Raw genomic sequence first — 12,308 nt, forward strand, 5'->3', positions numbered from 1 at the left:
CCCTTGAGCCTATCCGGGATCGGGGGTCGGCCCGCCGGGCGTCCCACGGAGCAGGATGCGCTCGATCTCGGCGCGTCCCGGCAGGTGGTCCGGGCGGACGACGTCGCCCGTGCGGACGTAGACGAAGGCCGCGCCGACCGCCTCCGGGGCGAGCCCGTGCCGCTCGGCCCAGGCGAGGCGGTAGACCGCGAGCTGGAGGGGATCTCCGGTGTGGGAGCGGTTCGTCTTCCAGTCGACGATCTCGTACGCGCCGCTGTCGCGGTCCCGGTACACGGCGTCGATGCGGCCGCGGACGACGCGACCGGCGAGGGTGAGCTGGAAGGGCGCCTCCACGCGGTACGGGGTGAGGTGGGCGTACGGGGTCCGCTCGAACGCCTCCTTCAGCGCGGCGAGGTCCCGTTCGTCGGCGATCTCGGGCTCGTCGGCGTACGCCTCGCCGCCGGGCAGCTCGTCGGGCCCGAGCATCGGGAGCGGCACCGCGTCGAAGCGGGACTCCACCCACGCGTGGAACCGTGTCCCGCGGCGCGCGGCGGGCTGCGGGGGGCGCGGCATGGGCCGGGCGAGCTCCTGCGCGAAGCCGTCGGGGTCGGCGGCGAGGCGCAGCAGCTGCGAGGCGGACAGGGACGCGGGGAGGTGCACCTCGCGCGTGGTGGCGCGGGCGCGGAGGAGCTCGGCGGTGAGGGCGTCGAGGTCGCGGTCCCAGGAGGCGATGGTGCGGGCGTCCTCGGGGGTGAGCCCCTCCCCCACCCGTCCGCCCCTTCCCGGAACCGGGGGTACGCCCCCGGGGCGCGCGGCGGGGCCGTCGGCGGCTCCCGCGCGCCGGGGCGCGGGCACGGCTCCGGCACCGGTGCCGGTGGCGGTGCCGGAGCCGGAGCCGGAGCCGGTATCGGCGTCAGCCCCGGGTCCGGCCCCGCGGTCGGTACCGGCGGAGGGCGGCCCGGGTGCCACGGCGTCCCAGTCGTCCCAGTCCGCGAGGCCGTCGGGCCAGGCTTCGTCGAGGTCGACGGGCTCGTCCGGATCAACGGGTTCGTCCACGTCGGCGGGTTCGTCCGGGTCGACGGGCTCGTCGGGCCACGGCTCGTCGGGGTCGGGGCCCGCGGCGGTCGGCGACGGCGGCGCCGCATCGCCCTCGGTGTCCAGGTACCGCAGCACCCGCTCCGCGGCCGTGCGGCGGCGGGTGAGGGACGCCGGGTCCAGCGGCAGGGGCCAGGGGCGGTCCGCCGCGGACTCCTCCAGGGAGGGGTTCTCGGCGCCCTCCTCGGGTTCGTCGGCCCAGGCCTCGATCTCGCCGAAGCCCGCCGCGCAGTGGTCGTACAGGGCGTGCAGGAACGGGGACGGGCCGCGCGGGCGCTTCTGGGTGGGGCCCCACCAGTGCGCGGAGGCCAGCAGGAGGGAGCGGGGGCGGGTGAAGGTCACGTAGCCGAGGCGGAGCTCCTCGGTGTGCTGGTGATCCTTCATGGCGTTCTTGAAGGACGTGAGCGACTTCGCGTCCCAGTCCTCGATCGCCGGGAGGGTGGGGGCGTCACCGCGCAACGCGTGCGGCAGGACCTGCGGCTGGGCCGTCCACGACTCGCGTGACCTGGTGCTGGGGAACTGGCCGGTGACCAGGCCGGGGACGGCGACGACGTCCCACTCCAGGCCCTTGGACTTGTGGGCGGTCAGGACCTTGACGGTGTTCTCGCCGCCGGGCAGGGCGTTGTCGAGGCCCTTCTCGTACTGGGCCGCGGTGCGCAGGAAGCCCAGGAACGCCAGCAGCGTCGCCTCACCGTCCAGGGACGCGAAGCGGGCGGCTATGTCGAGGAAGTTCGAGAGGGTCTCGCGGCGGCGGGCGGCCAGGGCGTGCGGAGAGGCGGAGAGCTCGACCTCCAGGCCGGTGGTGGCGAGGATCCGGTGCAGGACGTCCATCAACGGGTCGGCGAGGGAGCGGCGCAGGTCGCGCAGCTCGGCGGCCAGGCGGGCGAACCGGACCCGGGCGTCGGCGGAGAAGGGCAGGCCGTCGTCCGCGCCGCCCCCGTCCAGGAAGGTGTCGAGGGCGTCGGCGAGGGAGACGACCTCGGCCGGGTCCACGCCCTCGACCGCCGCGGCCAGCCGCTCGTCGGGGTCCGTGGCGCCGTCGCGGTCCCGGTGGACCAGGAGCCGCGCGCGGCGGCCCAGCAGCGCCAGGTCGCGGGGGCCGATCCGCCAGCGCGGGCCGGTGAGGAGGCGTACGAGGGAGGCGTTGGCACCCGGGTCCTGGAGGACCTCGCAGACGGCGACCAGGTCGGCGACCTCCGGGAGGTGCAGCAGCCCGGAGAGGCCCACGACCTCGACGGGGATGTCGCGTGCGACGAGCGCGGCCTGGATCTCGGGGAAGTCGGTCGCCGTACGGCACAGGACGGCGATCTCACCCGGCTCCTTGCCGGTCCGTACGAGGTGGGCGATGGAGTCGGCGAGCCAGGCGATCTCCTCCGCCTGGGTGGGCAGCAGCGCGATCCGCACCGTGCCGTCGCGCTCGGCGCCGGGCGCGGGGCGCAGGGCCTCCACGCCCGCGTGCATGGCGCGCAGGGGGGCGGCGAGGCCGTTGGCGAGGTCCAGGAGGCGGCCGCCGCTGCGGCGGTTCTCGCTGAGCGCGAAGCGGGTGGCTGGGGTTCCGTCCGCGTACGGGAAGTGCTCGGGGAAGTCGTCGAGGTTGGCCACGGAGGCGCCGCGCCAGCCGTAGATGGCCTGGCAGGGGTCGCCCACGGCGGTGACGGGGTGGCCCGTACCGCCGCCGAACAGGCCGGACAGCAGCAGGCGCTGTGCGACGGAGGTGTCCTGGTACTCGTCGAGGAGGACGACACGGAACTCGTCGCGCAGGATCCGCCCCACCTCCGGGCGGGTCATGGCGAGCTCGGCGGAGAGCGCGATCTGGTCGCCGAAGTCCAGCAGGTCGCGCTCGCGCTTGGCCGCGCGGTAGCGGATGACGAGTTCGGCGAGCTCGCGGCGCGCGGCGGCGGCCTCGGGGACCTTGCGCAGGTCGGCGTTGGTGAGGCGGGCGTTCTCGAGGGCGGCGAGGAGGTCGGAGTCGTACGCGAGGAGGTCGGCGGGGCGTACGAGGTGTTCGGCGAGCTCGGAGTCGAGGGCGAGCAGGTCGCTGACGAGCGCCGGGAACGACTTGGTCAGCGCCGGGTACGGGCCGGGTGCCTCGCGCAACACGCGGGCGGCCAGCTGGTAGCGCGTGGCGTCGGCGAGGAGGCGGGCGGTGGGCTCCAGGCCGAGGCGCAGGCCGTGGTCGGTGAGCAACTGGCCGGCGAAGGCGTGGTACGTGGAGATGCGGGGCTCGCCCGGCAGGTAGTAGGGGTCGGCGCTCTGCGCCGTCGTTGAGGGGTGGTGACCGGGTGACGGGTGGGACGGGGAGATGACGTCGGGGTCGGTGATCCCGGCCCGTACGAGCGCCTTGCGGACGCGCTCGGCGAGCTCGCCGGCCGCCTTGTTGGTGAAGGTGAGACCCAGGACCTGTTCGGGCGCGACCTGTCCGGTGCCGACCAGCCAGACCACCCGGGCGGCCATCACCGTCGTCTTGCCGGAGCCGGCGCCGGCCACGATGACCTGCGGGGCGGGCGGCGCGGTGATGCAGGCCGTCTGCTCCGGGGTGAACGGGATGCCGAGAAGCTCCTTGAGCTGCTCGGGGTCGGTGAGGCGAGTGGTCACGGTCATCGAGGCTAACCGGCCCCACTGACAGTCCCGACCCGACGATCAGCCGACGATCAGCCGACGGTCGGCCGACGATCACTCGGCGATCACTCGACGATGTGGCGGCCCTCGGGGCGGGCGCTGCACGAGGCCCGGAACGCACAGTGGTCGCAGTGCTTGCCGGTGGCCGGGGTGAAACGTTCGTCCAGGACGCGTCCGGCGGCGGTCGCGAGGAGGTCGCCGACCCACTCGCCGCTGAGCGGCTCCTGGGCCTGCACCTTGGGCAGCGCCTCCCCGCCCTCCTTCTTGGGGGCGGCCTGGCGCAGGTGGACGAGTTCGGCGCCGCCGGGTTCGGGGCGGCGGCCGTCGAAGACCTCGTCGACGGCGCCCTCGCGGACGGCGAGCTGGTAGACGGCGAGCTGGGGGTGGTGGGCGACCTCGTCCTTGGTGGGCGCCTGCTTGCCGGTCTTGAAGTCGACGACGTAGGCGCGGCCGTGCTCGTCGGCCTCGACGCGGTCCATGGAGCCCCGGATGCGCACCTCGTACCCGCCCGCTTCGAGGGTGACGTCGAAGTCGTGCTCGGTGGCCGCGGGAGTGCGGCCCCCACGGTCCATGACGTGCCAGCGCAGGAACCGCTCCAGCGCCACGCGCGCGTGCTCCTTCTCCTGGGCGGACTTCCAGGGGGCGTCGAAGGCGAGCGCGTCCCAGACCGAGTCGAGGCGCTCCATGAGGACGGCGAGGTCGGCGGGGGTGCGGCCGGAGGCGACCTCGTCGGCGAGGACGTGGACGACGTTGCCGAAGCCCTGGGCGGCGGTGGCCGGGGCGTCCGCCTTGACCTCCCGGCCCAGGAACCACTGGAGGGCGCAGGTGTTGGCGAGCTGCTCCAGGGCGCTCCCGGAGAGGGCGACGGGCCGGTCGCGGTCCCGGAGGGGCACGGCGGAGTGCGTCGGGTCGTACAGGCCCCACCAGCGGTAGGGGTGGGCGGCCGGGACGAGGGGCTGGCCGTCCTCGTCGGTGAGCGCGGCGAGACGGGCGAGGCGCCGGGCGGCGGCGTCGCGCAGCTCCTCGGACGCCTCGGGGTCCACGGTGGTGGCGCGCAGCTCGGCGACGAGCGCGGCCACGGCGAGGGGGCGGCGGGGGCGGCCGGTGATGTCCTTCGGTTCGACGCCCAGCTCGGTGAGGAAGCGGGAGGGCTGGTCGCCGTCGTCGGCGGGCGCCTTGACGGCGGTCACGACGAGGCGGTCGCGCGCGCGGGTGGCGGCCACGTAGAAGAGCCGGCGCTCCTCGGCGAGGAGTGCGCCGGGGGTGAGCGGCTCGGCGAGTCCGTCGCGCCCGATGCGGTCGGCTTCGAGGAGGGAGCCGCGGCGACGCAGGTCCGGCCAGAGGCCCTCCTGTACGCCGGCGACGACGACGAGGCTCCATTCGAGGCCCTTGGAGCGGTGCGCCGTCATCAGCCGGACGGCGTCGGGGCGGACGGGCCGCTTGGTGAGGGTGTCGGCGGCGATGTCCTGGGCGTCGAGCTCCTCCAGGAAGTTCAGGGCGCCCCGGCCGCCGGTGCGCTGCTCGGCGCGGGCGGCGGTCTCGAAGAGGGCGCATACGGCGTCGAGGTCGCGGTCGGCGTTGCGGCCCGCCGCGCCGCCGCGGAGCGCCGCCCGCTGGAGCCTGGCCGGCCAGGGGGTGCCGTCCCAGAGGAGCCACAGGGCCTCCTCGGCGGTGGCTCCGGCCGCGAGCAGCTCGCGGGTACGGCGCAGGAGGCCGCCGAGCCGCTGGGCGCCGCGCGCGTAGGCGGGGTCGTGGGCGACGAGCCGCTCGGGTTCGGCGAGGGCGCGGGCGATGAGTGTGTCGGAGGGCGGCGGCAGCTTGTTCCCGCCGGCCCGCTCCTCGTCGCGCAGCGCCCGTCCCAGGCGCCTGAGGTCGGCGGCGTCCATGCCGCCGAGGGGCGAGGTGAGGAGGGTGAGCGCCGTCTCGGGGTCGAGCCACGGCTCGGCACCGGCTCCGTCGGCCGCCTCCCCGGCGGGGGCCCCGGGCTCGGCAGCCTCAGGCTCTGCGGCTTCCGGCGCGGCGTCTTCGGGCACGGCGGCCTCGGGCTCGGCGGCTTCCGGCGCGGCGGCCTCGGGCTCGGCGGCTTCCGGCGCGGCAGCCTCGGGCTCGGCGCCGTCCGGCGCGACGGCCTCGGGCTCGGTGGCTTCGGGCACGGCGGCCTCAGGTTCTGCGCCTTCCGGCGCCGCCGTGTGCCGCAGCGCGGCCGTCGCCGTGGCGCGCAGGGCCGTCAGCAGCGGGGCCACCGCGGGCTCGTGGCGCAGGGGGATGTCCGGGGCGTCGACCTCCACGGGCACGCCGGCGGAGGTGAGGGCGCGGCGCAGGGAGGGGATCGTACGGGCGCCCGCGCGGACGAGGACCGCCATCTCCTGCCAGGGCACCCCGTCCTCCAGGTGGGCGCGGCGCAGGATGTCCGCGATGTTGTCGAGCTCCGTGGAGGGGGTCGGGAAGGTGTACGCCTCCACGCGGCCGCCCGCGCGCACCGCCGCGAGCTCGCGGTGGGCACGGACCTTGTCGGCCGGGAGACGCGGCAGAGGCATGCGCGCGGTCAGCAGGCGCGTGGCGGCCAGCAGGGCCGCGCCCGAGCGGCGGGAGGTGGCCAGGACGGCGACCGGCGCGGGGGCGCCGTCCGCGCGGCGGAAGGTGTGCGGGAAGTCGAGGATGCCGTTGACGTCGGCGCCCCGGAAGGCGTAGATCGACTGGTCCGGGTCGCCGAACGCGTACAGGGTCCGCCCGCCGCCCGCGAGCGCCTTCAGGAGGCGAACCTGGGCGGGATCGGTGTCCTGGTACTCGTCGACGAAAACCGCGTCGTACGCGGGCAGCGTCACGGAATCCGCCAGCAGCACGGCCCGGTGCACCAGCTCGGCGTAGTCCAGCACGCCCTGCATGTCGAGCACGTCGAGGTACTCGGCGAGGAACTGCGCCGCCGCCGACCAGTCGGGCCGTCCCTGGCGCGCCGCGAAGGCACCGAGCGCGCGCGGGCCCAGGCCGAGCTCACGCGAGCGGGCCAGTACGGCGCGCACCTCGTCGGCGAAACCGCGCGTGGTCAGGCAGGCCCGCAGCTCGTCGGGCCAGTGGACCCGGGCCAGGCCCTCGCGCTCCAGGTCCAGCTGGCCGGCGAGCAGCTCACGCACGGCGAGGTCCTGCTCGGGGCCGGAGAGCAGCCGCAGCGGTTCGGCGAACAGCTCCGCGTCCTGGTGCGCGCGGATCAGGGCGTAGCAGTAGGAGTGGAAGGTGGTGGCCTGGGGGGCGCGTGCGCCGGGGATGCGCGCCGCCATCCGGTCCCGCAGTTCCACCGCCGCCTTACGGCTGAAGGTGAGCACCAGGAGCCGTTCCGGATCGGCGCCCTGGGCGATGCGGGCGGCGACCGCCTCCACCAGGGTGGTGGTCTTGCCGGTGCCCGGGCCGGCCAGCACCAGCAGGGGCCCGTGGGCGTGGTCAACCACCGCACGCTGCGATGCGTCCAGGAGAGGGGGGTTCACGGGAGCCGGCGGGGTACGCACCAGCCGGTACGCGCCGGGAGTGCGCTCCCGGTACGGCGTACGCCCGGTGGTGGTGGAGGAGGAGCTCACGTTGGATCGCCGGTCCTGGTGGGTGTGCTGGTGGTGAAGGGCAACAACGTTACGCGGACGGCGGCACCGTCATGCGCCGCTCGCCGCATCACCCCCGGGCACATCACCGAGAGAGATGTCACCCGGGGGGACGTCACCGGCAGGGACGTCTCCGGGAGAAGTGTCTCCGCCGTCCCACCGTGCCCGTCGCATGTCGAGGCGCGGCAGGTGCCCCTCCTCGGTCCTCGGGGCGGGGCGCAGCGGGGTGCCCTCCTCGCGGTAGTGCGCGAGCGCCCGCTGTTCGTGGCCGGGCAGCAGCCGCCCGTCGGCCCGCACCACGCGCCACCAGGGCACGGCGCCGCCGTACAGCGTCATGACGCGACCGACCTGACGCGGCCCGCCCACCCGTCGCCCACCACCACCCTCGCTCGAGAGCGCTTCGCGCTCCTCCTCCTGTGCCAGCCACTCGGCGACGTCCCCGTACGTCATCACCCGGCCGGGCGGAATCAGCTCGGCGGTCTCCAGCACCCGCTCCGCGTACTCCGGAAGCTCCTGCGCACTCATTCGGACCATCCTGCACCAACCCGCCGGCAAGACGGCCCGTGCACCCTGATGCCCCCCGCCGACGCCAGGGCATGCCACCATCTTCCGGGCGGTGAGGGCGGTGACCGGTGATACGAGATCAACAAGACAGAGGCACCATGAAGGGGCAGGATGTACGGCCTCTCGGGGAGCCACTCGGGGAACCTCTCGGGGAGAAGCAGAAGGAGACGGTATGCGTGAACGCGGAGGGGCCCATCGACCGCGTCTCCGGTGACGAGCCGCTTCTCGCCGCCCGCGTACACCGCCCGTCCGATCTGCTGCGGCTGCTCATCGGTCTCTTCGCGATCGCCGTCGTCCTGGCCATCGCCGCGTTCGCCCAGGCCACCACGTCCGGCCTGGAGCAGGACATCAACGAGCGCACCGGCCAGGCGTCCGACCTCTTCGTCAAGCTCGCCGGTCTCGCGTCCAGCATCGCCGTCCTCCTGGTTCCCGTCGCCTTCGCCATCGAGCGGCTGATCAAGCGGGACGGCCTGCGCATCGCGGACGGCGTCCTCGCCGCCGTACTGGCGCACGGGGTGACGCTCGCCACCGACCTCTGGGTGGCCAGGGGCGCGCCCGGCACCATCCAGGACGCGCTGACGCAGCCGCAGGCCGGGGGCGGTCTGACCGACCCCGTGCACGGCTACCTGGCACCGGTCATCGCCTATATGTCGGCCGTGGGGATGGCCCGCAGGCCGCGCTGGAGGGTGGCCCTGTGGGTGGTGCTGCTGCTCGACGCGTTCACCATGCTGGTGGCGGGTTACACCACCCCCCTCTCGATCATCCTCACCATCCTGATCGGCTGGACCGTCGCCTACGGCACGCTCTACGCCGTCGGCTCCCCCAACGTCCGGCCCACCGGGCAGACGCTCCTCGCCGGTCTGCGCCACGTCGGGTTCCGTCCGGTCAGCGCGATGCGCGCGGAGGACGTGTCCGAGTCGGTCGAGCAGGGCGACCGGGGCCGCCGCTACATCGTCACCCTGGAGGACGGGCCTCCCCTCGACGTCACGGTCGTCGACCGCGAGCAGCAGGCGCAGGGCTTCTTCTACCGCCTGTGGCGCCGGATGACGCTGCGCGGCATCACCACCCGCCGGTCCATCCAGTCGCTGCGGCAGGCGCTGGAACAGGAGGCGCTGCTGGCGTACGCGGCGATCGCCGCCGGGGCCAACGCGCCGAAGCTGATCGCCACCTCCGAGCTCGGGCCGGACGCCGTGATGCTGGTGTACGAGCACCTGGGCGGCCGGTACCTGGACGCGCTGGCGGACGAGGAGATCACCGACGAGCTGGTGCGGGGCGCCTGGGAGCAGGTCAGGGCGCTGCAGTCGCGGCGCATCGCCCACCGCAGGCTCACGGGCGACGCGATTCTGGTGGATCGTTCCCGCAAGGTGATCCTCACGGACCTGCGGGGCGGGGAGATCGCCGCCGGTGATCTGGTGCTGCGGATGGACATCGCGCAACTGCTGACCACGCTGGGCCTGCGGGTCGGCGCGGAGCGCGCGGTGACCGCGGCCGTCGAGGTGCTCGGCCCCGACAAGGTCGCCGACTGCCTGCCGCTGCTCCAGCCGATCGCCCTCAGCCGCTCCACCCGCGCCACGCTGCGCAAGCTCGCCCGGGAGCGCGCGGAGCGCGAGCGCGAGGCGGTCCTCAAGGCGTCGGACGAGGCCCGGCAGGCCCGTCTGGAAGCCGCGGCGGAGCACGGGCAGCCGGAGGGCGCCGTCAAGGTCGTCAAGGACGAGAAGGCCGAGCGCAAGGCCGTACGGGCCGAGAAGCAGGCCGAGAAGCGGGCGCTGGACGAGGCGCTGGACGAGGCCCGCGAGGAGGACCTGCTCGCGCAGATCCGGCGGCAGGTGCTGCTGATCAGGCCGCAGGCGCCGGTGGAGCCGGTGCGGCTGGAGCGGATCAGGCCCCGCACCCTGATCAGCCTGATCGCGGGGGCCATCGCGGCGTACTTCCTGCTGTCGCAGATCGCCCGTACGCCGCTGTCGACGATCGCCGAGGCGCACTGGGCGTGGGTCGCGATGGCCGTGCTCTTCTCCGCGCTGAGCTATGTGGCGGCGGCGATGAGCCTGCTCGGGTTCGTACCGGAGCGGGTGTCGTTCCTGAGGACGGTGGTGGCGCAGGTCGCGGGGTCGTTCGTGAAGATCGTGGCGCCGGCGGCGGTCGGCGGCGTGGCGCTGAACACCCGCTTCCTCCAGCGGTCGGGCGTACGGCCCGGGCTGGCGGTGGCGAGCGTCGGCGCCTCGCAGCTCTTCGGCCTGGGCGCGCACATCCTGCTGCTGCTGGCCTTCGGCTACCTGACGGGTACGGAGAAGACGCAGGACTTCACGCCGTCCAGGACGGTCATCGCGGGCCTGCTGACGGTCGCCGTGCTGGTGCTGGTGGTCACGGCGATCCCGGCGCTGCGCAAGTTCGTCTCGACGCGGCTGCGCTCGCTGTTCGCGGGTGTGGTGCCGCGCATGCTGGACGTGCTCCAGCGGCCGGTGAAGCTGCTCACCGGCATCGGCGGCATGCTGCTGCTGACGGCCATGTTCGTGCTGTGCCTGGACGCCTCGATCCGCGCGTTCGACCAGGGCGACCAGCAGCTGAGCTACGCGAGCCTCGCCGTGGTGTTCCTGGCCGGCAACGCGCTGGGCTCGGCGGCGCCGACGCCCGGCGGTGTCGGCGCGGTGGAGGGCGCGCTCACCTTCGGCCTGGTGGCGGTGGGGCTGCCGCTGGAGGTCGCCACGCCGGCGGTGCTGCTGTACCGGTTGCTGACGCTGTGGCTGCCGGTGCTCCCGGGGTGGTTCTCGTTCAACTACCTGACGCGGAAGGACGCGCTCTAGGAAGGCCCGGTGCCGGGCCCGGCCACCCGCATGGACCGCCGTCGCGGGCGGCGGGCCGGGCACCGGCGCAGCATAGTGGCATGCCGACGCCCACCCGCGCCCACCGGCGTACCGCCGCGCTCGCCGTGGCGAGCGCCGCGACCGCCGCCGCCGTCCTGCTCGCCGCCGGCTGCTCCGACGGCGGCGGGGACGGCGGGGACCCGGACCGGCCCACGGACCTGGCGGCCCAGGAGCTGGAGTGGTCCCCGTGCCGTGCCCCGTCCGTCGAGGAGGGCAGTGGAACGGCCCCCTCCCCGCTGCCGGGGGGCGCGCGGTGGGAGTGCGCCTTCATGGACGCGCCGCTCGACTACGAGGACGTGGAGGGCGACACGATCGAGCTGGCCCTGATCCGGGCCAGGGCCACCGATCCGGCCCGCCGGATCGGCTCGCTGATCTTCAACTTCGGCGGGCCGGGCGGCTCCGGCATCACCGCCCTGCCCTCCTCCGCGAAGGACTTCGAGGAGCTGCGCACCCGGTACGACCTGGTGAGCTTCGATCCGCGCGGGGTCGGCCGCAGCGAGGGCGTGGAGTGCCAGGACGACCGGGAGCTCGACGCGTTCTTCGCCCTGGACGCGTCACCGGACGACGCCCGGGAGGAGGAGGCGTACGAGAAGGCCCTGAAGGACTTCGCGGCCGCCTGCGAGGAGAACTCCGGCCACCTGCTGCCCCACATCGGCACCGTCGACGCCGCCCGGGACCTGGACCTGATCAGGGCGGTCCTCGGCGACGACAAGCTGCACTACTTCGGCATCTCGTACGGCACCGAACTGGGCGGCGTCTACGCCCACCAGTTCCCCGAGCGGATCGGGCGCGCCGTCTTCGATGCCGTCGTCGACCCCTCCGGGACCGTCGAGCAGGGTTCGGTGGCCCAGGCGAAGGGGTTCCAGCTGGCGTTCCGCAACTTCGCGGCCGACTGCGTGAAGCGCGGCGAGGCGTGCAAGCTGCCCGGTGGAAGCGTCGAGGAGATCGAGAGGTTCGTCGCGGACCTGCTCGCGAGGCTCGACGAGAAGCCCGTCGCCGGGATGGGCGACCGCAAGCTGACCCAGACCCACGCGGCCAACGGCATCGTGCAGGCGCTGTACTCCAAGGAGTTCTGGCCGTATCTGGAGCAGGGCATCGACGAGGCGGACGGCGGCCAGGGCGCGCTGCTCCTCGCCCTGTCGGACTCGATGAACGGACGCGACCAGAACGGCAACTACAACAACCTCCAGGCGGCGAACACGGCCATCAACTGCGTCGACGACAAGGCCCGCTTCTCGCTGGAGGACACCAAGGCGAAGCTGCCCGAGTTCCGGGAGGCGGCTCCGCTCTTCGGCATCTTCCTCGGCTGGCGCCTGAGCGGCTGCTCCGGCTGGCCCGTGCCCGGCACCTGGGACCACCCCGACGTCAGCGCGAAGGGCGCGGCGCCCATCCTCGTCATCGGCAACACCGGCGACCCGGCGACGCCGTACGGGGGCGCCAAGAGGATGGCGGAGGCGCTCGGCAAGGGCGTCGGGATCGAGGTGACGTACCGGGGCGAGGGGCACGGCGCCTACACCATCGGTGACGCGTGCGTACGCAGGACGGTGAACGACTACCTCCTGGACGGCAAGGTCCCCCGCTCGGGGACGGTCTGCCCGTAGGC

At 74.4% G+C, this 12,308-nt stretch carries 5 protein-coding genes; 2 read left to right on the plus strand and 3 right to left on the minus strand.

Annotation, left to right across the window (positions count from 1 at the left end; translation table 11 throughout):
• Nucleotides 1-9: 9 nt before the first annotated feature.
• From AB0A69_RS13180 to AB0A69_RS13190, 3 genes are all read right to left on the minus strand, one after another.
• A complete protein-coding gene (locus AB0A69_RS13180) occupies nt 10-3,669 on the minus strand; it encodes a UvrD-helicase domain-containing protein (protein ID WP_361419519.1) in 3,660 nt (1,219 codons plus the stop codon).
• A gap of 89 nt (nt 3,670-3,758) precedes the next feature.
• Nucleotides 3,759-7,262, minus strand: coding sequence for an ATP-dependent DNA helicase (locus AB0A69_RS13185; protein WP_361419522.1), 3,504 nt, complete (start codon nt 7,260-7,262; stop codon nt 3,759-3,761).
• A gap of 69 nt (nt 7,263-7,331) precedes the next feature.
• Nucleotides 7,332-7,805, minus strand: coding sequence for an MGMT family protein (locus AB0A69_RS13190; RefSeq protein ID WP_361419525.1), 474 nt, complete (start codon nt 7,803-7,805; stop codon nt 7,332-7,334).
• A gap of 137 nt (nt 7,806-7,942) precedes the next feature.
• Here AB0A69_RS13190 and AB0A69_RS13195 point away from each other — a divergent pair, with 137 nt between their 5' ends.
• Nucleotides 7,943-10,645, plus strand: coding sequence for a lysylphosphatidylglycerol synthase domain-containing protein (locus AB0A69_RS13195; protein WP_361419528.1), 2,703 nt, complete (start codon nt 7,943-7,945; stop codon nt 10,643-10,645).
• A gap of 80 nt (nt 10,646-10,725) precedes the next feature.
• A complete protein-coding gene (locus tag AB0A69_RS13200) occupies nt 10,726-12,306 on the plus strand; it encodes an alpha/beta hydrolase (protein WP_361419531.1) in 1,581 nt (526 codons plus the stop codon).
• Nucleotides 12,307-12,308 lie beyond the last annotated feature (2 nt).

The organism is Streptomyces sp. NPDC045431, from assembly GCF_040646655.1.
Lineage (GTDB): Bacteria > Actinomycetota > Actinomycetes > Streptomycetales > Streptomycetaceae > Streptomyces.

What these genes read in the sequence shown, in the direction of transcription:
- AB0A69_RS13195 (WP_361419528.1), top strand. Translation starts at nt 7,943, where the DNA reads ATGAAGGGGCAGGATGTACGGCCTCTCGGGGAGCCACTCGGGGAACCT.
- AB0A69_RS13190 (WP_361419525.1), bottom strand. Translation starts at nt 7,805, where the DNA reads ATGAGTGCGCAGGAGCTTCCGGAGTACGCGGAGCGGGTGCTGGAGACC.
- AB0A69_RS13200 (WP_361419531.1), top strand. Translation starts at nt 10,726, where the DNA reads ATGCCGACGCCCACCCGCGCCCACCGGCGTACCGCCGCGCTCGCCGTG.